This window comes from Streptomyces sp. NPDC051563 (genome assembly GCF_044454225.1).
Classification (GTDB): Bacteria; Actinomycetota; Actinomycetes; order Streptomycetales; family Streptomycetaceae; genus Streptomyces.
Genome location: NZ_JBITDL010000037.1, coordinates 1 through 21,008, shown reverse-complemented (window position 1 = coordinate 21,008; position 21,008 = coordinate 1). Strand labels below are relative to the sequence as shown.

Genomic DNA, 21,008 nt, shown 5'->3' with positions numbered 1-21,008 from the left:
GGACGCGTCCCCGTTGCGGGCCGCTCCGGGCCGGGTTCGACTCGGGCCATGAGCACCGACCAGCCGCCGCCGGGCCCGCCGCCCGAGGACGACCCGTTCCTCAAGAAGCCCCAGGAACCGACGCCCCCGCCGTCGGGCGGTTCGCCGTACGGTTCACCGCCCGCGGGCGCCGGCGGAGGCTTCCCGCCGCCCCCGCCCGGAGGTGGAGGGGGCTATCCCCCGCCGCCCCCGCCCGGGGGAGGGGGCTACCCGCCTCCGCCGCCCCCGTACGGCGCAGGCCCGGGCGGCGACCCGTACGGCGGTGGTGGCGGCTACGGCATGCCCGACCCGCTCGCCGGGATGCCGCCGCTCGCCGACTTCGGCAAGCGGCTCGCCGCCCGCATCATCGACCTGCTGATCATCGCCGTCCCGCTGTTCGTCATCCAGCTCCTCGCCGGTGACCGCAACCGCTACACGGTGAAGACCAACGAGGGCGAGGACGTCACCGAGGTCATCACCAAGTCCTACAGCGGCAGCGGTCTGGTCATGACGCTGATCTCGATCGTCGCGTACGTGGGCTACGACTGGTGGTTCGTCAAGAAGAACGGCCAGACCCTCGGCAAGAAGTGGATGGGCCTGCGCGTCGCGATGCTCAACGACGGCAGCGTCCCGCAGTCCAACGCCGCCCTCTCCCGTGCCGCCGTGCTCTGGCTGCCGACGCTGATCTGCTGCTTCTGCCTGTGGCCGATCGCGCTCGTCATCTCGATGCTGGTCGACAAGCCCTACAAGCAGGGTCTGCACGACAAGGTGGCCAAGACCGTGGTGGTCCGGGCCACCTAGCGGTACCCGGTCCGGTGCGCGGGCGGTCTCCCCACGGGGGAGGCCGCCCGCGCCGCGCTGTGCGCGGCGTCGGCGGTGCGCGGCGGTGCCCCGCGGCGTCAGTGGTGCACGGGGTGTTCGACCGGGGCCGGTGCGGGGGCGGGGGCGCCCACCGGGAGGTCCTGCGGGAGGGTGTCGGGCACGGGGGAGGCGGTCCTCGTGCGGGTCGCCGCGTGCCGCCCGCGCCGGCGGGGCAGCGGGACGGTGATCGCGACGAGGAGCCCGAGGGCGAGGGCGGCCGCGGAGATGACCGCGACGCCGAGTCCCGTGCTCGTCTGCGAGAGCAGCAGCATGGCGATCGTCGACACGATGACGGTGGCGGACCCGTAGGCGAGCTGTGCGGCAGTCGGACGCGGCATGGCGATATCCGTCCTCGAAGCGGGAGGGGGAGTCGGCTCGACCTGGTCTGGCGTCGAGTGACTCTACGACGGTGGATGCCCGAGGGGAACTGTCGGTAAGCGTGACCTCACTCATGCGGGGGGAGGCAGCGGAGCACAGGGGGCGCACGGGGAGCACTCACGGGGCCCGGGGGCGGCGGGAGGCGGGTGCGGCCGGTGGGGCGGGAAGTCCTGTTCATCCGCTATGGCCGGGGAACGTCCGTATAGCGGAACTCGGTGACCGCATAGTGCAGTTGTAAGGAACAAGTCAAGGTCTGTCTTTTCTCGCGTCTCTCCGGTCAAATGTCGTCACTTGAGACGCGCGCCGCACGGAACCCCCCACTCCTACGGAGAAGTTCCGCACCACCTTCGCGGCCGCGGGAGGGGAACGACATCAAGTGACCAGCAACTCGGCCAGACGACGAGCGCTGCGCGCCGCCGCAATCGGCGTGACCCTGGCAGCGACGGCGGCCACCGGCGCCGCCTTCACGATGGCCACGGCAGACCCGGGTGCGAGGGTGTCCGCCGCGGACCGCCAGGACCCGACCGCTCCTTCGAAGGAGCAGGTCAACCACAACCTCGAAGGCCCGTACAGCAAGCAGCAGGAGCAGGCCCGCAAGGCTGCCCTGGAGCAGGTGCTGAGCGGCAAGAAGGGCGTTGAGCAGCGGGGCGCCTCCAAGGTCGTCAAGCTCGACGACAAGAAGTACGTCGAGCTCGGCCGCGAGAAGACCGACAAGATCTTCACGATCCTCGTCGAATTCGGCGACCAGGTGGACAACACCACCACGTACGACCCGGACGGCCCCGGCCCCAAGCCGCCGGTGCCCAAGTACGGCGGCAACCCGGGCCCGCTGCGCAACCAGATCGCCCAGCCCGACCGTACGACGAACAACAGCACGGCCTGGCGCAAGGACTTCAACCGCGCGTACTTCCAGGACCTGTACTTCGGTACCGGCACCGGCAAGAACTCGCTGAAGACCTACTACGAGAAGACCTCCTCCGGCCGTTACTCGGTCGAGGGCGAGGTGGCCGACTGGGTCAAGATCCCGTACAACGAGGCCCGTTACGGCTCGAACTACTGCGGTCAGACCAACTGCGCCAACGTCTGGGACACGGTCAAGGACGGCGTGACCGCCTGGGCCGAGGGTCAGAAGAAGGCCGGGAAGACCGACGCCCAGATCAAGACGCAGCTGGCCCAGTACGACCAGTGGGACCGCTACGACTTCGACGGCGACGGCAACTTCAACGAGCCCGACGGCTACATCGACCACTTCCAGATCGTCCACGCGGGCGAGGACGAGTCGGCCGGCGGCGGCGTGCAGGGCACCAACGCCCTGTGGGCGCACCGCTGGTACGCCTACGGCACCGAGGCCGGCAAGAGCGGCCCGGCCAACAACAAGGCCGGCGGCACCCAGATCGGCAACACCGGCATCTGGGTCGGCGACTACACGATGCAGCCCGAGAACGGCGGCCTCGGCGTCTTCGCGCACGAGTACGGCCACGACCTGGGCCTGCCGGACCTCTACGACACCTCCGGTGGCGGCGAGAACTCGGTCGGTTTCTGGTCCCTGATGTCGGCCGGCTCCTGGCTCGGCAACGGCAAGGACTCCATAGGCGACCTCCCGGGCGACATGACCGCCTGGGACAAGTTCCAGCTGGGCTGGCTGAACTACGACAAGGCCACGGCCGCGACGAAGTCCACCCACAAGCTGGGCGTCTCGGAGTACAACACCAAGGACAAGCAGGCGCTCGTCGTCGACCTTCCGAAGAAGAAGGTCACCACCGACATCGTCGCTCCCGCCGAGGGCGCGTCGCAGTGGTGGAGCAACATGGGTGACGACCTCAAGAACACCCTCACCCGCTCGGTCGACCTGACCGGCAAGTCCTCCGCGGCCCTGTCGCTCAAGGGCTGGTGGGACATCGAGGCGGAGTACGACTTCCTGTACACCGAGGTCTCCACCGACGGCGGCGCCACCTGGACCGCGCTCGCCGGCACCGCCGACGGCGTGGCCATCCCGGTCGACGCCTCCAACAGCCCGTCGCTCACCGGCGTCTCGGGCGGCTGGAAGAACCTGGCCTACTCGCTGAACGCCTACGCGGGCAAGAAGGTCGACCTCCGCTTCCGCTACCAGACGGACGGCGGCGCGGGCGGCAAGGGCTTCACCGGCGACGCCCTCTCCATTACGGCGGACGGCGCCACGGTGTTCACCGACGGTGCCGAGAACGGCGACAACGGCTGGACCGGCAAGGGCTTCTCCCGCGTCGGCTCGGGCTTCACCAAGGAGTACGCCCAGTACTACCTGGCCGAGAACCGCCGCTACGTCTCGTACGACAAGACCCTCAAGGTCGGTCCGTACAACTTCGGCTTCGCCAACACGAAGCCGAACTGGGTCGAGCACTACGCCTACCAGGACGGCCTCCTGATCTGGCAGTGGGACACCTCCCAGAAGGACAACAACACCAGCCAGCACCCCGGCTCCGGTCTGATCCTTCCGATCGACGCCAACGCCAAGCCGATGAAGTGGTCGGACGGCACCCTGCTGCGCAACAAGATCCAGCCGTACGACGCCGCCTTCAGCGCGTACAAGACGGATGCGATCACCCTGCACAAGAACGGCGCGGAGCTCTTCCTGAAGCCGAAGCCGGCCCAGCTGGTCTTCGACGACCACAAGGGCACGTACTACTACGACGAGAACCCGACCGGTTCGGTGAAGGTCACTGACACCAACACCAAGATCAAGATCGTCAAGGAGACCTACGACGGTCTCGTCATGACGGTCGAGGTCGGCCCCTCCGTTAAGTAATTCGGTAAAACCGCAGGTCAAAACATGATCGGCCGTCGCCCCCTAGCGGGCGGCGGCCGATCGCGTTTAGATGCGTGGGCTGAGTTTCTTATTGACGGGGGAGATGAAGACATGCCCGGTGGAGGTTTCGTCCGATTGCCAGGCGGCAGCGTGGTCGTCGCGCTCACGCTGCCCAGACCGTCCGCGGAGGGTGCCGTGAAGGGCGGCATCACAGGTGATGTCGCAGGCGGCATCGAAGGCGGAAACGTCCGCGTGCTGGTGCACGCGGTGAACCGGGCCCGCGCCCTGACCAGGCTGCGGAACCTCGGACTGCGCGCCGTCTACCTGCGCGGAAACGCCGAGCCGCCCACCCCGGACGAGATCACCGCCGTCCTGCACCACCCCGACGGCCTGCTGTGGCGCTCCGCGCCCGACCGGGCGGCGGAGCTGTGGCACCCGATCAGGGCCCTGCTGGGGGTGACCGGGCGGAGCTGAGCCCACCCTCCCCGGGGGCGCCCCTGCCGGCGCCCTGCGGGCCCCGTCACGGCCCCCGGGGTCCGGCGTCAGCCGGCCACCACGGGGGTCCCGCTCAGCTCCACACCGGCGTCCCGGAGCTCGGCCAGCGCACGGGCCGTGGTGTGCGGGGCCACCCCGGCCGTCAGGTCCAGCAGCACCTGCGTACGGAACCCCGCGCGGGCCGCGTCCAGGGCGGTGGCCCTGACGCAGTGGTCCGTGGCGATGCCCACCACGTCGACCTCGGTGACCTGCCGGTCGCGCAGCCACTGCGCGAGCCCGAGGCCGTTCTCGTCCGCACCCTCGAAACCGCTGTACGCGGCCTCGTACGCCCCCTTGTCGAAGACGGCCGCCACGGCCCCGGAGGCGACCGCGGGCGCGAAGTTCGGGTGGAAGCCCACACCCTCGGTCCCGGCGACGCAGTGCACCGGCCAGGAGGTCTCGTAGTCCGGCTGGGCCGGCGGGTGAGCGAAGTGGGACCCGGGGTCGACGTGGTGGTCGCGGGTGGCGACGACGTGCCGGTAGCCGGCGGTGGCCTGGCCGATGAGCTCGGTGATGGCGGCGGCGACATCGGCTCCGCCGGTGACCGCGAGGCTGCCGCCCTCGCAGAAGTCGTTCTGTACGTCGACGACGATCAGTGCGCGGTGCATGTCCGGTGCCCTTCGGTTGGGTGTTCTTGTGGGGCGGAGTGGTCCTGGCGAGACGGCGCGGGGCCCTGCGGGGCCTTTCCCCCACCCCGCCCCTTCCCGAAACTGGGGCTCCGCCCCAGACCCGCGAGGCGCGCATGTGCAGGCCGGGCCTCAGCCGCATCCAGCCTCGCCGGCGTGTGCGGCGCGGGGTCCGGGGCGGAGCCCGGGGGCCCCGGCTGCGCCGGGCTTGCGGCCCGGCCCGGCCTGGCCCGGCCCCGCCCCGGCGCTACGCGTACTCGGTCGGGATGACCGCCTCGCCGCGCGAGAGCTGCGTCGCGGACAGCGGCAGCCCCGACAGGGCCTCGCGGTGGCGGTCGCGGGCCGTCTCCAGGGACTCGCGGGCCACGACCTCGCCCGCCTTGACGAGCTGCACCAGGAGCTGCGTGTCGGCCAGCGCGGCCGGCACCGGCCCGGTCCCGAGGACCTCCGCCTCGGCGACCCCCTCGGAGTCCACCCGGCGGGCCGCCCACTTGCGCCCCCCGACGGAGGTCTTGCCGCCCGAGGACTTCTTCGCCACCGAGACGAGCGGGGCCTTCAGGTCCGCCGAGGCGGCCCGCGCCACCAGCTTGTAGACCATCGAGCACGTCGGGTGCCCGCTGCCCGTCACCAGCTGGGTGCCGACCCCGTACGCGTCCACCGGAGCGGCCGCCAGCGAGGCGATCGCGTACTCGTCCAGGTCCGAGGTCACCACGATCTTCGTCGCGGTGGCCCCCAGCTCGTCGAGCTGCTGGCGCACCCGGTGCGCGACCAGCAGCAGGTCCCCGGAGTCGATCCGGACGGCGCCCAGGTCGGTCCCGGCCACCTCCACGGCCGTGCGGACCGCCTCCGCCACGTCGTAGGTGTCCACCAGCAGCGTGGTGCCGCTGCCCAGCGAGGCGACCTGGGCGGTGAAGGCGTCCCGCTCGCTGTCGTGCAGCAGGGTGAAGGCGTGGGCGCTGGTGCCGACCGTCGGGATCCCGTACCGGAATCCGGCCGCCAGGTCCGAGGTCGAGGTGAAACCGCCGACGTACGCGGCGCGCGCCGAGGCGACGGCCGCCAGCTCGTGCGTGCGGCGGGCGCCCATCTCGATCAGCGGCCGGCCGCCGGCGGCCGAGGACATCCGGGAGGCGGCCGCGGCGATCGCCGAGTCGTGGTTGAGGATCGACAGGATCACGGTCTCCAGCAGCACGCACTCGGCGAAGCTGCCCTCGACGCGCAGGACCGGCGAGCCGGGGAAGTAGACCTCGCCCTCCGGGTAGCCCCAGATGTCGCCGGAGAAGCGGTAGGAGGCGAGCCAGTCGAGGGTGCGGGCGTCGACGACGGCCCGCTCGCGCAGGAACTCCAGTACGGCGCCGTCGAAGCGGAAGTTCTCCACCGCGTCGAGCACCCGGCCGGTCCCCGCGATCACCCCGTAGCGGCGCCCCTCGGGGAGCCGCCGGGTGAACACCTCGAAGACCGAGCGGCGGTCGGCCGTGCCGTTGGCCAGCGCGGCCTGCAGCATCGTGAGCTCGTAATGGTCCGTGAAGAGCGCTGTCGACGGCACGTCCACCGGCAGGCCCAGGTCCGCAGGGTTCATGCAACGGATGCTAGCGCACATCTCGTCAAAGTGACGAGATGTAGGGGCCCGTTTGTGCGACGGGCCCCCGTCAGTGGCAGCATGGGACGAGTGAGTGTTGCTCCTGTAGAGATCGAACGCACCGAATCGGCCGAAGAGACCTTCGCGGTCCCCGAACCCGACGTCCCGTGGGTGACCCTGGTGCACAACGACCCGGTCAACCTCATGAGCTACGTGACGTACGTGTTCCAGGCGTACTTCGGCTATTCCAAGGACAAGGCGAACAAGCTGATGATGGACGTCCACCACAAGGGGCGGGCGGTCGTCTCCAGCGGCAGCCGCGAGGAGATGGAACGGGACGTGCAGGCCATGCACGGCTACGGCCTCTGGGCGACGATGTCCCAGGACCGCAACTGATGGGCGGCGTCTTCGAGCCCCTGAAGGGCGGCGGGGCCGCCATCGCGCTGGACGAGATCGAGATCTCGATCCTGCGCTCCCTGGCCGTGCAGCTGCTGGAGCTCATCGGCCCCGGCGAACCGGAACCCGAGCCGGACGCCGACCCGCTGGCCGCGCTCTTCGCCGCCTCCGACGGCCCGACCGAGCCCCCCTCCGACCCGGCCCTCGCCCGGCTCTTCCCCGACGCCTACGGCGGCCCGGAGACCCCGGCGAACGCCGACACGGAGGAGCTGCGGGCCCACTCGGCCGAATTCCGCCGCTTCACCGAGAACGACCTGCGCACCCGCAAGCGGGAGGACGCGCTGGCCGTCGTGCGCAGCCTGGACGGGATCGGCGCGGCCGGCGACGGCGCGGCCGTCCTGGAGGTCGGCGGGGAGCTGCGGCTGCGCTGGCTGGGCGCCCTGAACGACCTGCGGCTCACCATCGCGGCCCGCCTCGACATTACGGAGGACGACGAGAGCGCCGTGCTGTTCCGGCTGCCGGACGACGATCCGCGCAAGCCGATGGTGATGGCGTACCTCTGGCTCGGCGGCCTCCAGGAGACCCTCATCGAGACGCTGGCCGACACCCTCTGAGGGGTGGCCCGGCGGGGGCTCGAATGGTGGCCCTACGGGCGGCCCGGCGGGGGTTCCGCGCAACCCCCTGAACATCCTCAAGCAGGTCCGCCGTTCGCTCAGCGGACGCTCAAATCCGGATAACGATCAGGTCACCACGATGTGGTGACCTGATCTGTTTCAGGACCTATGTCCCGAATTTTTTGCGGCCTGCGTCACATTTTCCGCCCTCATGCACCCGTAAGCACGTGATAAATCTTCACGACCGCCGCGGGGCGCCACCCATGCCCCCCGGCCTGCTTGAACCGGCTGACCGCCGGCGTGCAACTCCATCCGTATCCGGGGGGATCGAGGACCCGATCCGCTGCCATGCGTGGCGCGGGTCGGCGTGGAGAAAGGCGCACCAAGACATGACCTCCGTACAGGTCGACGAGCAGCAGCACGACACCACCGAAGGCGACGGCTACCACCGCGCACTCGGCGCCCGCCAGATCCAGATGATCGCGATCGGCGGCGCCATCGGCACCGGCCTCTTCCTGGGTGCGGGCAAGGCCATCTCCAAGGCCGGCCCCAGCCTGATCCTGGCCTACGCCATCGCGGGCCTGGTCATCTTCTTCATCATGCGGGCCCTGGGCGAACTCCTCATGTACCGCCCGGTGTCCGGTTCCTTCTCGGACTACGCCCGGGAGTTCCTCGGCCCCTTCTGGGGGTACGTGACCGGCTGGACCTACTGGCTCTTCTGGGTGGTCACCGGCATCACCGAGGTCACCGCCGCCGCGCAGTACATGTCGTACTGGACCCATGACGGCTTCCCGCAATGGGCGTACGCGCTGATCTTCACGGTCATCCTCTACGGCGCCAACCTGATCTCCGTGAAGCTCTTCGGCGAGCTGGAGTTCTGGTTCTCCATGGTCAAGGTCACCGCCATCGTCGGCATGATCCTGATCTGCGCCGGCATCCTCACCATCGGCTTCTCCGACGCCGCGGACACCGCCACCGTCTCCAACCTGTGGAGCGACGGCGGCTTCTTCCCCAAGGGCATCGGCGGCACGCTGATGACCCTGCAGATCGTGATGTTCGCCTTCCTCGCCGTCGAGCTGGTCGGCGTCACCGCCGGCGAGTCCAAGGACCCCGAGAAGACCCTGCCCAAGGCCATCAACACCGTGCCGTGGCGCATCGCCGTCTTCTACGTCGGCGCGCTCATCATGATCCTGTCGGTCGTCCCGTGGCACGAGTTCCAGCCCGGCGTCAGCCCCTTCGTCGCCGCCTTCGAGAAGATGGGCCTCGGCGTCGGCGCCGCGATCGTCAACTTCGTCGTCCTGACCGCGGCCCTGTCCTCCTGCAACTCGGGCATGTACTCCACCGGCCGCATGCTGCGCGACCTCGCCCTCAACGGCCAGGGCCCGAAGTTCTTCACCAAGCTCACCAAGAGCGGCACCCCGCTGGTCGGCACCACCTTCTCGGCGGCGCTCATGCTCGTCGGCGTCTGGATCAACTACGTCGCCCCCGGCAAGGCCTTCGACTACGTCGTCTCCTTCGCCACCATCTCGGGCATGTGGGCCTGGATCATGATCCTGGTCTGCCAGATCCGCTACCGCGCCGCCTCCGACCGCGGCGACCTGCCCGCGTCCCCGTTCCGCGCCCCCGGCGCCCCGTACACGAGCTACTTCGCCCTGGCCTTCATCGGCATGGTCATCGTGATGATGGGCATCGACAAGGACGCCCGGGTCTCGCTCTACTGCGCCCCGCTGTGGGGTCTGCTGCTGGGCGTCTCCTACCTGGTGATGAAGTCCCGCGACCCGCGTGGCGCCGCCTTCACCAAGGCTTCCTGAGGCGCCGCAAGGCCCCTGTCCACGATTCGGGCCCTCCCGTACCACTCCTCGGTACGGGAGGGCCCGTCTGCTTATCCTGTCGCTCATGCTGACCCTCACCCAGGACCTGTACGACCGGATCGTCGCGCACGCCCGTCAGGATCACCCCGACGAGGCCTGCGGCGTGGTGGCCGGCCCGGCGGGCACGGACCGGCCGGAGCGCTTCGTACCGATGCTGAACGCGGCCCGGTCGCCCACGTTCTACGAGTTCGACTCGAAGGACCTGCTGAAGCTCTACCGGGAGCTGGACGACCGGGACGAGGAGCCCGTCATCGTCTACCACTCGCACACCGCGACCGAGGCCTACCCCTCGCGCACGGACGTCACGTACGCGAACGAGCCCGGCGCGCACTACGTCCTGGTCTCCACGGCGGACGAGGACGGCCTCGGGGAGTTCCAGTTCCGGTCGTACAAGATCATCGACGGCGTGATCACCGAGGAAGAAGTGCAGGTCGTAGCGGCCTACTGAGGCTCCGCGCGGGGCTACTTCTCAGTATGTGAGAGATATCCGTCCACGATGCGGAATCACACTCCAAACCAGGCACCGGGAATCGTTAACATGACCGCATGGTTTCCCACGACGTGAGCATCGAGACGCCCAGCAGGCTGCTGCTTGTGGCGCGGCTGCACGTCGACCTGTGCCGCCTCGCAAGCGCCATCTGTACAGCCGCCTGAGCTGCGCCGGCCCCCTCGCGGGCCGCGCGGCCCACGCCTGCTCCGCTTCGCTTCGCCCGCCTTCCCTTCACCATCCTGACTGGAGCCTGCCATGGCCATCGAGGTCCGCATCCCCACCATCCTCCGCACCTACACCAACGGCGAGAAGGCCGTCACGGGCGCGGGCGCGACGCTCTCCGAGCTGTTCACGGACCTGGAGACCCGCCACAAGGGCATCCAGGAGCGCATCGTCGACGAGGCCAAGGGCGGCGAGCTGCGCCGCTTCGTCAACGTCTACCTCAACGACGAGGACGTCCGCTTCCTCGACGGCATCTCCACCGCCCTCAAGGACGGCGACAACGTCACCATCCTCCCGGCCGTAGCCGGCGGATCGAAGTAATGCGCTACGACTCCCCGCTGGCCGCGGTCGGCAACACGCCGCTGGTACGCCTGCCCCGGCTCTCGCCCTCGGACGACGTCCGCATCTGGGCGAAGCTGGAGGACCGCAACCCGACCGGCTCGATCAAGGACCGCCCCGCGCTCCACATGGTCGAGCAGGCCGAGAAGGACGGCCGGCTCTACCCCGGCTGCACGATCCTGGAACCCACCTCCGGCAACACGGGCATCTCCCTTGCCATGGCCGCGAAGCTCAAGGGCTACAAGATCGTGTGCGTCATGCCGGAGAACACCTCTCAGGAGCGGCGCGACCTGCTGGCCATGTGGGGAGCCGAGATCATCCCGTCGCCGGCCGCGGGCGGCTCGAACACGGCCGTCCGCGTCGCGAAGGAACTGGCCGAACAGAACCCCTCCTGGGTGATGCTCTACCAGTACGGCAACCCCGACAACGCGGGCGCCCACTACGCCACCACCGGCCCGGAGATCCTCGCGGACCTCCCCTCGATCACCCACTTCGTGGCCGGCCTCGGCACCACGGGCACGCTCATGGGCGTGGGCCGCTACCTGCGCGAACACGTCCCGGGCGTCAAGATCGTCGCGGCCGAGCCGCGCTACGACGACCTCGTCTACGGGCTGCGCAACCTCGACGAGGGCTTCGTCCCCGAGCTGTACGACGCCTCGGTCCTGACGACCCGCTTCTCCGTCGGCTCGGCGGACGCGGTCACCCGCACCCGGGAACTCCTCCAGCAGGAGGGCATCTTCGCCGGCGTCTCCACCGGCGCGGCGCTGCACGCGGCGATCGGCGTCGGCCGCAAGGCGGTGGCCGCGGGCGAGCCGGCCGACATCGTCTTCGTCGTGGCCGACGGCGGCTGGAAGTACCTCTCGACGGGCGTCTACACGGCGGCCACCACGGAAGAAGCCATCGAAGTCCTCCAGGGCCAGCTCTGGGCGTAGCCCATTGCTACTCCTTCTCGACGCGCCGCTCGCACCGCTGCGCGGGCTTCGCGTCGCTGCGCCGGACTCCGTCCGGCGGTGCCTGGTCGGGGCTGCCGCCACTGCCGTCCCGGCGCGGGGCCGGTGGGCGGGTGCGGCTGGGCGGGCCCTGCGGGGCGAAGTCCCCTACCCGCCCTTCGCCCGTTCCCCGGGGCTCCGCCCCGGACCCCGCGCCTCAAACGCCGGCGGGGCTGGATGTGGCCGGCGCAGGCTGGATTGCCCGTAGGGCAATTTCAGCCCCTCCGGCGTTTGAGGAGCGGGGGTCCGGGGGCTGGCCCCCGGGAACGGCGCCGCACGCGGCAAGGGGTCCGGGCGGAGCCCGGGGAACGGGGGAAGGGCGGGTAGGGGACGGCCCCGCGCAGCGGCACCCGAAGGGCAACCGCAGCCGCGGCCCGGCGAGCAGTCCAGACGGGTCAGCGGCGAGAAGCCCGCCCGGGTCAGCCCAACAGCGCGGCCAGCACCCCCGCGTGACTCGCCCCCGGATCCCTGACGGCAGTCAGCAGCGTGACGGGCCCCGCCGCAGCCAGCCCCCGCAGCCGCGCAAGCTCCGCCACCGCCCCCGCCGAGCGAAGCTCCACCGCGTACCGCTCCCGGAACTCCGCCACGGACCCACCCGCGTGGAACCACTTCCGCAGCTCCCCCGAGGGGGCGACCGCCTTCGCCCACGTGTCGACCCCCGCCGCCTCCTTCGACACCCCGCGCGGCCACAGCCGGTCCACCAGCACCCGGACCCCGTCGAGCTCCGGCTCCGGGGGATCGTAGATCCGCTTCAGCCGGACGACCCCGGTCCGCCGAGCCCCCCGAGCCCCTTCACCTCGTCCCACACCGCCGGATCCACCGTGCCCAGTGGCCGCGCCCGCGCGAACTCCCATACCGACACCTCCCGCACCCGGTCCGCCTCCAGGAACCCGCCCCGTGATCCCACGACGCCCGGCGGCAGCGGGATCACCCCGGCGCGCCGGTCGTCGTACTTCCCGGTGATCCGCGCGATCCGCGCCCGGTGGCCCCGTACGCCCAGCACCAGGACGGGCCGCCCGTCCGCCAGGGACCACAGCTCACCGGCCTCCGGCCGGGGCAGCGGTCCCGGTCCGTGCGGCGGATCCGCGGCCCGCCGCTCCCGCCGCGCCCGCCGGGGGAGGAGTACCAGCAGGATCACGACCATCACCGCGGCGACCGCCGGCCACCAGGACGTGTCCATACTCCGACCGTAGCCCCGCCCGGGGCCCCCGGCACGGCAACCCGGCTCCGCCCCGTCGCTCCCCCGGGTGACAGCTCAGGTGATTCGCCCCACAACGGCCTGCCGCGGAGGAGCGACCGGACGTTTCGCGCCTTACGCTCGACCCACGCACGGCCCGCATTCCGTCCACGGACCGTCCACGGAGGTTCACGCTCCATGAAGCTCACCGTCGTCGGCTGTTCGGGCTCGTTCCCGTCCGCGGAATCGGCCTGTTCGAGCTACCTCGTCGAGGCCGACGGCTTCCGGCTGCTCCTCGACATGGGCAACGGCTCCCTGGGCGAGCTCCAGCGGCACATCGGGCTCTACGATCTCGACGCGATCTTCCTCAGCCACCTGCACGCCGATCACTGCATCGACATGTGCGCGTACTTCGTCGCCCGCTTCTACCGCCATGAGGGCGGCCGCTGCGGCACCATCCCCGTCTACGGACCCGAGGGCACCGAGAAGCGGCTGTCCACCGCCTACGAGGACGTCCCCGACGAGCGGTCCATGAGCGAGGTCTTCGACTTCCGGACCCTGAAGCCGGGCACCTTCGAGATCGGCCCGTTCCAGGTCCGCACCGAGAAGGTCTGCCACCCGGTCGAGTCCTACGGGATCCGCGTCGAGCACGGCGGCCGCTCGCTGACGTACTCCGGCGACACCGGCGTCTGCCCCGAGCTGGGCCTGCTCACCGAGGGCACCGACCTGTTCCTGTGCGAGGCCTCCTTCACGCACGGCAAGGAGGACATCCCGGACCTCCACCTCAACGGCCGCGAGGCCGGGGAGTTCGCCCGGGCCGGGCGCGCCGGCCGGCTCGTCCTGACCCACATCCCGCCGTGGACGGACGCCGAACGCAACCTGGCCGACGCCCGCGCGGTCTACGAGGGCCCGGTCGAGCTGGCGTACACGGGCGCGGTGTACGAGGTCTGAGCCCGGCGCTTCCCCTGCGTCCGTACGGATACGCGAAAGCCCCCGCCCTCCCTTCCGGGAGAGCGGGGGCTTCCTGCGTACCGGGGTGCGGTACGGGACCGCTTACTTGGCCTCGGCCTTGAGCAGCTCGGCGAGCTCCTCGTCGGACTCGCGGCCCGGCGTCGGCAGGTTCCACTTGGTGATCGCGAAGCGGAAGACGAAGTAGTAGACGACCGCGAAGCAGAGGCCGATGCCGACCAGGCCCCACGGGTTGTTCGCGATGCCCAGGTTCAGGACGAAGTCGACCGCACCGGCGGAGAAGCCGAAGCCGTCACGCATGCCCAGGGCCCAGGTCAGCGCCAGGGAGACACCGGTCAGGACCGCGTGGATCGCGTAGAGGACCGGGGCGATGAACATGAAGGTGAACTCGATGGGCTCGGTCACACCGGTCACGAAGGCGGTGAGCGCCAGGGAGAACATCATGCCGCCGACGACCTTGCGGCGCTCGGGGCGCGCACAGTGGACGATCGCGAGGCAGGCCGCCGGGAGGGCGAACATCATGATCGGGAAGAAGCCGGTCATGAACTGTCCGGCGGTCGGGTCACCGGCGAGGAAGCGGCCGATGTCACCGTGGACGGCGCCGGTCGGGGTGTCGAAGGAGCCGGCCTGGAACCACGGGAAGGAGTTCAGGAGGTGGTGCATGCCGATCGGGATCAGCGCACGGTTGGCGACACCGAAGATGCCCGCGCCGACCGAGCCCGAGCCGACCAGCCACTCACCGAAGTTGTGCAGACCCGCGCCGAGGACCGGCCAGATGAGACCGAAGACGATGCCGGTGACCAGACCCGCGAAGGCGGAGAGGATCGGGACGAGGCGGCGGCCGCCGAAGAAGCCCGCCCAGTCGGGCAGCTTGGTCCGGTGGAACTTCTGGTAGAGCAGGGCCGCTATGACACCCATGACGACGCCGCCGAGCACACCGGCGTTGACCGGGGCGTCCACGTTGACGATCTTGCCGCCGACGACCTTGGCGACCTTGGGCAGGTTGCTGTCCGTGAAGGTGGCCAGCACCTTCTGGAAGACCAGGTAACCGGTGACGGCCGCGAGGGCGGTCGAACCGTCCGACTTCTTGGCGAAGCCGATCGCGATGCCGACGGCGAACAGCAGCGCCATGTTGTCGAGGATCGCGCCACCACCGGCGGCCATGTACCCGGCGATCTTGAGGACGAACGTCGGGAAGACGTCCTTGTCGCCGAGCATGTCGTCCGCGCCCAGGCGGAGCAGGAGCGCGCCGGCAGGCAGCACCGCAACGGGGAGCATGAGGCTCCGGCCGATGCGCTGCATGACGGCCATCACGCCAGCGCCCTTCTTCTTTTCCGCAGCGGTGGCTGTGGACATGGTCTTCCTCCAGTGGACAAGGCTCTGCCAGGACGTGGAAAAACGGGGGATTGGCAGCGTCTCGGAACGGGGGACCCCGGGGCCGAAAGGCCCACGTGGTCTACACCACTCAGTGGTGTAGACCAGTTGTAGCACGGTGAGGTCTGCGTAAGGAACCCGTCATTTCCGTGGGGGAGGACACAGTTGGGCATACATGACAAAGGCCTTCGGACCCTGTGGGTCCGAAGGCCTCATGTGCCAACGGGTGATGCGGGCGGGGCTTCCGGCGCCCCCGGGGTGGTGCGTCCGGCCGTTCCGGGGCGGTGCGTTCGGCGGGCCGCCCGCGGGGCGTTCGCCTGCCTCCCGGACCGGCCGGCGGCCCGCCGCGTCACGCCTTGGTGTTCTCCCCCTCCATCTCCACGATCTCCTCGTCGGACTCCCGGCCGGGAGTCTTGATGTCCCACTTGGTGATCGCGAACCGGAAGATGGCGTAGTAGACGACCGCGAAGCACAGGCCGATCGGAATGATCATCCAGGGCTTGGTCGCCAGGCCCCAGTTGATGACGTAGTCGATCAGGCCCGCGGAGAAGGTGAAGCCGTCCTTCACCCCGAACGCCCAGGTCACCGCCATGGACACACCGGTCAGCACCGCGTGTACGGCGTACAGCGCCGGCGCCAGGAAGAGGAACGAGTACTCCAGCGGCTCGGTGATGCCGGTGATGAAGGAGGTCAGGCCGACCGACAGCATCAGGCCGCCGACCTCCTTGCGCCGCGCCGGCTTCGCGCAGTGCGTGATCGCCAGCGCCGCCGCGGGCAGCGCGAACATCATGATCGGGAAGAAGCCGGTGGTGAACTGCCCGGCGTTCGGGTCGCCCGCCAGGAACATCGGGATGTCACCGTGGACCGTCTGTCCGTCCGGCTTCGTGAAGCTGCCGAACTGGAACCACACCGGCACGTTCAGGAACTGGTGCAGGCCGATCACCAGCAGCGCGCGGTTCGCCAGGCCGAAGATGCCGGCGCCCACCGACCCCAGGCCCACCAGCCAGTCCGAGAAGCTCTCCAGCGCGTCACCGATCGGCGGCCAGATCCACAGGCACACCACGGCGAACACGATGGCCACGAAGGTCATGATGATCGGCACCAGCCGGCGGCCGTTGAAGAAGCCGAGCCAGTCGACCAGCTTGACCCGGTGGTAGCGCATCCAGAACCAGGCGGCCAGCCAGCCCATGACGATGCCGCCGAACACCCCCGGGTTCTGGTAGGTGTACTCGACGAAGGCGTCGCCCGCCCCCAGGCAGGCGCCCTTGATGTCCTTGGTCCCCTCCGGGCAGGACTTGGGGAAGGCGTGCAGCACGGCCCGGTAGACCAGGAACCCGACCACCGCCGCGAGGGCGGTCGAGCCGTCCGCCTTCTTGGCCAGGCCGATCGCGACGCCGATGCAGAAGAGCAGCGGCAGACCGATGTCCGCGTTGAGCAGGGCGCCGCCCGCCGCCGCCATCACCTTGGCGACGTCCGTCCAGCCCAGGCCGTCCTTGCCGAACACGTCGTCCTGGCCGAGCCGGTTCAGGATGCCGGCCGCCGGCAGCACGGCGATCGGCAGCTGCAGGCTCCGCCCCATCTTCTGCAGCCCTTGGAACAAGCCGTTCCACCACTTCGGCTGTGTCCCTGCTGCGGCGCTGCTCGCGCTCATCCGCGTCCTCCCTGACCGGCCCGTTTTTGGCAGTCGCGACACTTGCGGCACACTGGTGTAGACCACTTGTGTTGCGGTCGCATTTCACCCGCCTTGAGGGCAGGTTGATGCTGATCATCATCATTCGGCAGAGACCGGGCATGTGCCCGCGTAGCTGGGCCAATCGTGGGCTACCGTGACGAAGCGGACCGCCCTGGTTGGACGGTCGGTCGGGCGACGGGCGTGCAGACGCCGGGCGCCGGATGTCAGTCGGACTCGTTCTTCGTAGAACTCAGGGAGAAACACATGGCCAGCAAGGCTGAGAAGATCGTCGCCGGGCTCGGCGGCATCGACAACATCGAAGAGGTCGAGGGCTGCATCACCCGCCTGCGCACCGAGGTCAAGGACCCCAGCCTGGTCGACGAGGCCGCGCTCAAGGCCGCCGGCGCCCACGGCGTCGTCAAGATGGGCACCGCGATCCAGGTCGTCATCGGCACCGACGCCGACCCGATCGCCGCCGACATCGAAGACATGATGTGAGCTGAGCCCACCGGCTCGCACGCGCCCCCGGGCGCACCCGTACGTACGACAGGACCCCGACCGGACGCACCCGGACGGGGTCTTCTCGTTCCCGCGCACCGGCTAGGCTCGGTGCCATGTCTCGCATCGACGGCCGTACGCCCGAACAGCTCCGCCCGGTCACCATCGAACGCGGATGGAGCAAGCACGCAGAGGGCTCCGTCCTCGTCTCCTTCGGAGACACCAAGGTCTTCTGCACCGCCTCCTTCAGCGAAGGCGTCCCGCGCTGGCGCAAGGGCAGCGGCGAAGGCTGGGTCACCTCCGAGTACTCGATGCTGCCCCGCGCCACGAACACCCGCGGCGACCGCGAATCCGTACGCGGCAAGATCGGCGGCCGCACCCACGAGATCTCCCGCCTGATCGGCCGCTCGCTGCGCGCCGTCATCGACTACAAGGCCCTCGGCGAGAACACCATCGTCCTGGACTGCGACGTCCTCCAGGCCGACGGCGGCACCCGCACCGCGGCCATCACCGGCGCCTACGTGGCCCTGGCCGACGCCATCTCCTGGGGCCAGGGCAAGAAGCTCATCAAGGCCGGCCGCAAGCCCCTCACCGGCACCGTCGCCGCCGTCAGCGTAGGCATCGTCGACGGCGTCCCGCTCCTCGACCTCTGCTACGAGGAGGACGTGCGCGCCGAGACCGACATGAACGTGGTCTGCACCGGCGACGGCCGCTTCGTCGAGGTCCAGGGCACCGCCGAGGGCGAGCCCTTCGACCGCAAGGAGCTCAACGCCCTCCTCGACCTCGCCGCCGGCGGCTGCGCCGATCTGGAGACCCTGCAGCTCGGCGCCCTGGAGCTCACTCTCTAGGGTCCGTGGCAACCGCGCGGCCCGTCCGCGCGTCTCCTGGCATACGGGTGCACGGCGTCGAAGCCGTGCACCCGTCCACGTACCTGCATCCGTCGCAACCTCATCCGTTGCATCCTCCTGGGGGCCGAAGTGAAGCCGAAGTACCGCCTGGCAGCCGTCGCCCTGACGGCAGCGCTCGCCATACCCGCGATCACCTCCTGCGACGCGATCTCGACCGCGATGGACTGCGCGAGCACGGCGGTCGCCATCACGGACGGCGCCAACGACCTCCAGCAGGCGGTCTCGCAGGCCGGCAACAGCCCGCAGGACGCCCAGAACGCGCTCAACGCGATCGAGGCCAACCTCAAGAAGGTCGGCGACCAGACGGACAACGCCGACCTGAGCAAGGCCATCGCCTCGATGAACACGGCCGTCCAGAACGTCCGCACCTCCATCGAGAGCGGCACCGCGACCCCCGACGTCACCCCGGTCGCCGACGCGGCGAAGGAGATCTCGAAGGTCTGCACCCCGGGCTGATCCGGGCCGGGGCCCGGGTTGATCCGGGGCTGATGCCGGCCGGGGGGCCCGGGCTGATCCGGGCCCGACCCGGGCCCGGTACCGGGCTGATCCCGGCCGGGGCCCACGCGCGGCGCCGGGATAATGGCGTCATGACGACGCCCCCGCCCAGCTCCCCGAGCCGCCTGATCCTCGCCACGCGCAACGCGGGCAAGGTCACCGAACTCCGCGCCATCCTGTCCGACGCCGGCCTGCCGCACGAGCTGGTCGGCGCGGACGCGTACCCGGAGATCCCGGACGTCAAGGAGACCGGCGTCACCTTCGCCGAGAACGCCCTCCTCAAGGCCCACGCCCTGGCCCGCGCGACGGGACTCCCCGCGGTCGCGGACGACTCGGGTCTCTGCGTGGACGTCCTGAACGGCGCCCCGGGCATCTTCTCGGCCCGCTGGGCCGGCGCCCACGGCGACGACGCCGCGAACCTCGCCCTCCTCCTGGCCCAGCTCGGCGACATCGACGACACCCACCGCAGCGCCCACTTCTTCTGCGCGGCCGCCCTCGCCCTCCCCGACGGCACGGAACGCGTCGTCGAAGGCCGCCTCCTGGGCACCCTGCGCCACACCCCGTCGGGCACGGGCGGCTTCGGCTACGACCCGATCCTCCAGCCCCTCGGCGAGTCCCGCACCTGCGCGGAACTCACCCCGGCGGAAAAGAACGCCATCTCCCACCGGGGCCAGGCCTTCCGAGCCCTGGTCCCGGCGGTACGGGAGCTGCTGGGCTGACGCAGCGCGGCCGGGTTCCCCCTATCGGGGAACCCGGCCGCGTCTTGAGCAGTACGCCCGGTCGGATTCGAACCGACATACGTGGCCACCTAAAGACCACCGCTAACCAGGTCGCGTACGGGCGCGAGCCATGGACACTCTACTGCGCACCGTGCCGTATCCGGGAAGCGGGATTAGCGATTGTGTCGTCCACCGCGGCACCACGTGCTGGTGACTGAGTGGCAGTTGGGGCAGAGCAGCCGCAGGTTGTCGGCGCGGTCGTCTCTCCAGTTGCCGTCGATGTGGTCGACCTCCAGGGTCATTGGACGTTCTCGCCACTCGGGAGGTGTTCCGCACATGGCGCAGAGCTCTGGAACGCCGATCTCGAACAATGCGCGTCGTAGGAGTTGGGTGCGAGTGCGCTGTTTCCCATCGTGCTTGACGAGGATGCTCACGGCAGTCCGCAGGGGCGTGGTACCCGGCTTGCCACGTTGATGGGCTTGTCCGAGGAAGTGTGCCGTCGAGAGGCCGTCCTCGCTGATCCACTGTTTGAGAGCTTCATTCTGGCTGCCGGACACGGGCCTGCCCAGGCGTCTTAGGGTCTCGGCCAGGGAGAGCGATGACGCGACCGCTTCACGCAGGGTGGCCCCGTCCGGCTTGACGCGCTTGACGTAGCTCCTTCGTTCCAAGTCGCTCATCCACGCCTCTTGCCACGGCCGCGGTACGTGTCCGTAGTCGAGTGGCAGTTCGGGCAGACCAGCCGGAGGTTCTCCCGCTGGTTGTTGCGCCAGTCGCCGTCGACGTGGTCCACCTCCAGCGGCAGCGGGTAGCCCTGCCAGGTCGGCTCGATGCCGCACATCGCACACAGCTCGGGAACCCCGAGCGAGGCCAGCGCGGACTTGAGGTGCTCGCTCTGCATCCGGCGGGCGTCGGCGTCACCCTGCCTGATCAGGATTGCTTCCGGTGTTCGCCGGACCTTGGGGCGCCCCGCCGGAGACGGCAGCTTGAAGTGAGAGGTGTCTATGCCGAATGCCTTCACTCGCCGGCTGATGTGGGTGTGGTGGCCACCGACGACTTCGAGGCCCAGGTGCCTCAGTACCTCGCACATGTTCGTCGATGCTGCGACGGCCTCGGTCAGGATCTCCTTCGTCCACTTGAGGGCCTCCTCCCTCTCGAAGTGCGATACGTCCACGCCCAGCTTCCGCATGCGGTCGTGCAGATACCGCCTCGTCGGACTCTTCGGATCGACCCCCAGCTGCACCAGGGCTTCCGTCAGCGTGCGTGCCGCACTTGCCGCCTCCGTGAGGCGCTCCCTCGTGTACGGGCTGATCGGCATCGTCCCCTCCATTTCTCGGCCACACGTGCGGCCCTCGTACGGAGCAACGGACCGATAGTCGGACGGTTACGGCTGATTTCGTCCGATAAAGGGTCTGTAAAGTTTTCGGTGTAACTGGGTTGGTTTGTAGGCTCAGATTCGGTTGTTGGTGAGGCGTCCGTCGAAGGCGATGTCGAAGGCCTGGA

Annotated in this window: 24 protein-coding genes and 1 tRNA gene; 15 read left to right on the top strand and 10 right to left on the bottom strand. The window is 69.8% G+C overall.

What is annotated here, in order from left to right:
* Window positions 1–48: 48 nt before the first annotated feature.
* Window positions 49–819: an RDD family protein gene (locus ACIA8F_RS33325; RefSeq protein WP_399384467.1), complete on the top strand. Its 771-nt coding sequence runs from the start codon at window positions 49–51 to the stop codon at window positions 817–819.
* A 98-nt stretch (window positions 820–917) separates the two neighbouring features.
* Here the strand turns inward: ACIA8F_RS33325 and ACIA8F_RS33320 are convergent, their stop codons facing one another.
* Entirely contained in the window at window positions 918–1,217 is a 300-nt protein-coding gene (locus tag ACIA8F_RS33320; protein ID WP_399384466.1) for a hypothetical protein, read from the bottom strand.
* A 416-nt stretch (window positions 1,218–1,633) separates the two neighbouring features.
* Here ACIA8F_RS33320 and ACIA8F_RS33315 point away from each other — a divergent pair, with 416 nt between their 5' ends.
* Window positions 1,634–4,039, top strand: coding sequence for an immune inhibitor A domain-containing protein (locus ACIA8F_RS33315; RefSeq protein ID WP_399384465.1), 2,406 nt, complete (start codon window positions 1,634–1,636; stop codon window positions 4,037–4,039).
* Between the two features lie 111 nt (window positions 4,040–4,150).
* Window positions 4,151–4,513: a hypothetical protein gene (locus tag ACIA8F_RS33310; RefSeq protein ID WP_399384463.1), complete on the top strand. Its 363-nt coding sequence runs from the start codon at window positions 4,151–4,153 to the stop codon at window positions 4,511–4,513.
* A 68-nt stretch (window positions 4,514–4,581) separates the two neighbouring features.
* Here the strand turns inward: ACIA8F_RS33310 and ACIA8F_RS33305 are convergent, their stop codons facing one another.
* Together ACIA8F_RS33305 and ACIA8F_RS33300 are read right to left on the bottom strand one after the other, a co-directional pair.
* Window positions 4,582–5,181, bottom strand: a complete 600-nt coding sequence (locus ACIA8F_RS33305; RefSeq protein WP_399384462.1) for an isochorismatase family protein — start codon at window positions 5,179–5,181, stop codon at window positions 4,582–4,584.
* Between the two features lie 265 nt (window positions 5,182–5,446).
* Complete coding sequence (locus ACIA8F_RS33300; protein WP_399384461.1) at window positions 5,447–6,775, bottom strand: nicotinate phosphoribosyltransferase; 1,329 nt, start codon at window positions 6,773–6,775, stop codon at window positions 5,447–5,449.
* Between the two features lie 81 nt (window positions 6,776–6,856).
* On the opposite strand from ACIA8F_RS33300, the gene clpS reads away from it, so the two are divergent.
* The 7 genes from clpS (at window position 6,857) to ACIA8F_RS33265 (ending at window position 11,639) form a co-directional block, all read left to right on the top strand.
* Window positions 6,857–7,171 (top strand): ATP-dependent Clp protease adapter ClpS, encoded by a 315-nt coding sequence (gene clpS / locus ACIA8F_RS33295; protein WP_399384459.1) that lies wholly within the window; start codon window positions 6,857–6,859, stop codon window positions 7,169–7,171.
* A complete protein-coding gene (locus ACIA8F_RS33290; protein WP_399384457.1) occupies window positions 7,171–7,785 on the top strand; it encodes a DUF2017 domain-containing protein in 615 nt (204 codons plus the stop codon). The genes clpS and ACIA8F_RS33290 overlap by 1 nt, the downstream gene beginning before the upstream one ends.
* 389 nt (window positions 7,786–8,174) lie before the next feature.
* Complete coding sequence (locus tag ACIA8F_RS33285) at window positions 8,175–9,596, top strand: amino acid permease (RefSeq protein ID WP_399384455.1); 1,422 nt, start codon at window positions 8,175–8,177, stop codon at window positions 9,594–9,596.
* An 85-nt stretch (window positions 9,597–9,681) separates the two neighbouring features.
* The gene (locus tag ACIA8F_RS33280) at window positions 9,682–10,104 is read left to right on the top strand and encodes a Mov34/MPN/PAD-1 family protein (protein WP_399384453.1); all 423 of its coding nucleotides are present in this window, start codon (window positions 9,682–9,684) and stop codon (window positions 10,102–10,104) included.
* Between the two features lie 98 nt (window positions 10,105–10,202).
* Window positions 10,203–10,310 (top strand): putative leader peptide, encoded by a 108-nt coding sequence (locus ACIA8F_RS33275; RefSeq protein ID WP_385372366.1) that lies wholly within the window; start codon window positions 10,203–10,205, stop codon window positions 10,308–10,310.
* A gap of 91 nt (window positions 10,311–10,401) precedes the next feature.
* On the top strand, window positions 10,402–10,689 hold the full coding sequence (locus ACIA8F_RS33270) for a MoaD/ThiS family protein (RefSeq protein ID WP_399384451.1): 288 nt from the start codon (window positions 10,402–10,404) through the stop codon (window positions 10,687–10,689).
* Window positions 10,689–11,639, top strand: coding sequence for a PLP-dependent cysteine synthase family protein (locus ACIA8F_RS33265; RefSeq protein WP_399384449.1), 951 nt, complete (start codon window positions 10,689–10,691; stop codon window positions 11,637–11,639). Before ACIA8F_RS33270 ends, ACIA8F_RS33265 begins: the two co-directional genes overlap by 1 nt.
* Window positions 11,640–12,115: 476 nt before the next feature.
* On the opposite strand, the gene ACIA8F_RS33260 is transcribed toward ACIA8F_RS33265, so the two are convergent.
* Window positions 12,116–12,403 carry a DUF488 domain-containing protein gene (locus ACIA8F_RS33260; protein WP_399384447.1) on the bottom strand — a complete coding sequence of 96 codons (288 nt, stop codon included), beginning with the start codon at window positions 12,401–12,403 and terminating at the stop codon, window positions 12,116–12,118.
* Window positions 12,404–12,447: 44 nt separating this feature from the next.
* On the bottom strand, window positions 12,448–12,876 hold the full coding sequence (locus ACIA8F_RS33255) for a hypothetical protein (protein WP_399384445.1): 429 nt from the start codon (window positions 12,874–12,876) through the stop codon (window positions 12,448–12,450).
* Window positions 12,877–13,071: 195 nt separating this feature from the next.
* Between ACIA8F_RS33255 and ACIA8F_RS33250 the strand changes: the two genes are divergently transcribed.
* Window positions 13,072–13,824 carry an MBL fold metallo-hydrolase gene (locus tag ACIA8F_RS33250; RefSeq protein ID WP_399384444.1) on the top strand — a complete coding sequence of 251 codons (753 nt, stop codon included), beginning with the start codon at window positions 13,072–13,074 and terminating at the stop codon, window positions 13,822–13,824.
* A gap of 102 nt (window positions 13,825–13,926) precedes the next feature.
* On the opposite strand, the gene ACIA8F_RS33245 is transcribed toward ACIA8F_RS33250, so the two are convergent.
* Together ACIA8F_RS33245 and ACIA8F_RS33240 are read right to left on the bottom strand one after the other, a co-directional pair.
* The gene (locus ACIA8F_RS33245; protein ID WP_399384442.1) at window positions 13,927–15,198 is read right to left on the bottom strand and encodes a PTS transporter subunit EIIC; all 1,272 of its coding nucleotides are present in this window, start codon (window positions 15,196–15,198) and stop codon (window positions 13,927–13,929) included.
* A gap of 367 nt (window positions 15,199–15,565) precedes the next feature.
* On the bottom strand, window positions 15,566–16,867 hold the full coding sequence (locus ACIA8F_RS33240) for a PTS transporter subunit EIIC (protein ID WP_399384440.1): 1,302 nt from the start codon (window positions 16,865–16,867) through the stop codon (window positions 15,566–15,568).
* A gap of 165 nt (window positions 16,868–17,032) precedes the next feature.
* Between ACIA8F_RS33240 and ACIA8F_RS33235 the strand changes: the two genes are divergently transcribed.
* The 4 genes from ACIA8F_RS33235 (at window position 17,033) to rdgB (ending at window position 19,508) form a co-directional block, all read left to right on the top strand.
* Window positions 17,033–17,386, top strand: coding sequence for a glucose PTS transporter subunit EIIB (locus ACIA8F_RS33235; protein ID WP_399384439.1), 354 nt, complete (start codon window positions 17,033–17,035; stop codon window positions 17,384–17,386).
* Window positions 17,387–17,502: 116 nt separating this feature from the next.
* Window positions 17,503–18,234: a ribonuclease PH gene (rph, locus tag ACIA8F_RS33230; RefSeq protein WP_399384437.1), complete on the top strand. Its 732-nt coding sequence runs from the start codon at window positions 17,503–17,505 to the stop codon at window positions 18,232–18,234.
* 129 nt (window positions 18,235–18,363) lie between these two features.
* Entirely contained in the window at window positions 18,364–18,750 is a 387-nt protein-coding gene (locus tag ACIA8F_RS33225; RefSeq protein WP_399384435.1) for a hypothetical protein, read from the top strand.
* 131 nt (window positions 18,751–18,881) lie between these two features.
* Complete coding sequence (rdgB, locus tag ACIA8F_RS33220; RefSeq protein ID WP_399384434.1) at window positions 18,882–19,508, top strand: RdgB/HAM1 family non-canonical purine NTP pyrophosphatase; 627 nt, start codon at window positions 18,882–18,884, stop codon at window positions 19,506–19,508.
* Between the two features lie 52 nt (window positions 19,509–19,560).
* Here the strand turns inward: rdgB and ACIA8F_RS33215 are convergent.
* From ACIA8F_RS33215 to ACIA8F_RS33205, 3 genes are all read right to left on the bottom strand, one after another.
* A tRNA-Leu gene (locus ACIA8F_RS33215) sits at window positions 19,561–19,633 on the bottom strand.
* Between the two features lie 48 nt (window positions 19,634–19,681).
* The gene (locus ACIA8F_RS33210; protein WP_399384433.1) at window positions 19,682–20,185 is read right to left on the bottom strand and encodes an HNH endonuclease; all 504 of its coding nucleotides are present in this window, start codon (window positions 20,183–20,185) and stop codon (window positions 19,682–19,684) included.
* A complete protein-coding gene (locus ACIA8F_RS33205) occupies window positions 20,182–20,823 on the bottom strand; it encodes an HNH endonuclease signature motif containing protein (RefSeq protein WP_399384431.1) in 642 nt (213 codons plus the stop codon). Before ACIA8F_RS33205 ends, ACIA8F_RS33210 begins: the two co-directional genes overlap by 4 nt.
* Window positions 20,824–21,008 lie beyond the last annotated feature (185 nt).

What these genes read in the sequence shown, in the direction of transcription:
- ACIA8F_RS33325 (WP_399384467.1), top strand. Translation starts at nt 49, where the DNA reads ATGAGCACCGACCAGCCGCCGCCGGGCCCGCCGCCCGAGGACGACCCG.
- ACIA8F_RS33320 (WP_399384466.1), bottom strand. Translation starts at nt 1,217, where the DNA reads ATGCCGCGTCCGACTGCCGCACAGCTCGCCTACGGGTCCGCCACCGTC.
- ACIA8F_RS33310 (WP_399384463.1), top strand. Translation starts at nt 4,151, where the DNA reads ATGCCCGGTGGAGGTTTCGTCCGATTGCCAGGCGGCAGCGTGGTCGTC.
- ACIA8F_RS33305 (WP_399384462.1), bottom strand. Translation starts at nt 5,181, where the DNA reads ATGCACCGCGCACTGATCGTCGTCGACGTACAGAACGACTTCTGCGAG.
- ACIA8F_RS33300 (WP_399384461.1), bottom strand. Translation starts at nt 6,775, where the DNA reads ATGAACCCTGCGGACCTGGGCCTGCCGGTGGACGTGCCGTCGACAGCG.
- clpS (WP_399384459.1), top strand. Translation starts at nt 6,857, where the DNA reads ATGGGACGAGTGAGTGTTGCTCCTGTAGAGATCGAACGCACCGAATCG.
- ACIA8F_RS33290 (WP_399384457.1), top strand. Translation starts at nt 7,171, where the DNA reads ATGGGCGGCGTCTTCGAGCCCCTGAAGGGCGGCGGGGCCGCCATCGCG.
- ACIA8F_RS33285 (WP_399384455.1), top strand. Translation starts at nt 8,175, where the DNA reads ATGACCTCCGTACAGGTCGACGAGCAGCAGCACGACACCACCGAAGGC.
- ACIA8F_RS33280 (WP_399384453.1), top strand. Translation starts at nt 9,682, where the DNA reads ATGCTGACCCTCACCCAGGACCTGTACGACCGGATCGTCGCGCACGCC.
- ACIA8F_RS33275 (WP_385372366.1), top strand. Translation starts at nt 10,203, where the DNA reads ATGGTTTCCCACGACGTGAGCATCGAGACGCCCAGCAGGCTGCTGCTT.
- ACIA8F_RS33270 (WP_399384451.1), top strand. Translation starts at nt 10,402, where the DNA reads ATGGCCATCGAGGTCCGCATCCCCACCATCCTCCGCACCTACACCAAC.
- ACIA8F_RS33265 (WP_399384449.1), top strand. Translation starts at nt 10,689, where the DNA reads ATGCGCTACGACTCCCCGCTGGCCGCGGTCGGCAACACGCCGCTGGTA.
- ACIA8F_RS33255 (WP_399384445.1), bottom strand. Translation starts at nt 12,876, where the DNA reads ATGGACACGTCCTGGTGGCCGGCGGTCGCCGCGGTGATGGTCGTGATC.
- ACIA8F_RS33250 (WP_399384444.1), top strand. Translation starts at nt 13,072, where the DNA reads ATGAAGCTCACCGTCGTCGGCTGTTCGGGCTCGTTCCCGTCCGCGGAA.
- ACIA8F_RS33245 (WP_399384442.1), bottom strand. Translation starts at nt 15,198, where the DNA reads ATGTCCACAGCCACCGCTGCGGAAAAGAAGAAGGGCGCTGGCGTGATG.
- ACIA8F_RS33240 (WP_399384440.1), bottom strand. Translation starts at nt 16,867, where the DNA reads ATGAGCGCGAGCAGCGCCGCAGCAGGGACACAGCCGAAGTGGTGGAAC.
- rph (WP_399384437.1), top strand. Translation starts at nt 17,503, where the DNA reads ATGTCTCGCATCGACGGCCGTACGCCCGAACAGCTCCGCCCGGTCACC.
- rdgB (WP_399384434.1), top strand. Translation starts at nt 18,882, where the DNA reads ATGACGACGCCCCCGCCCAGCTCCCCGAGCCGCCTGATCCTCGCCACG.
- ACIA8F_RS33210 (WP_399384433.1), bottom strand. Translation starts at nt 20,185, where the DNA reads ATGAGCGACTTGGAACGAAGGAGCTACGTCAAGCGCGTCAAGCCGGAC.
- ACIA8F_RS33205 (WP_399384431.1), bottom strand. Translation starts at nt 20,823, where the DNA reads ATGCCGATCAGCCCGTACACGAGGGAGCGCCTCACGGAGGCGGCAAGT.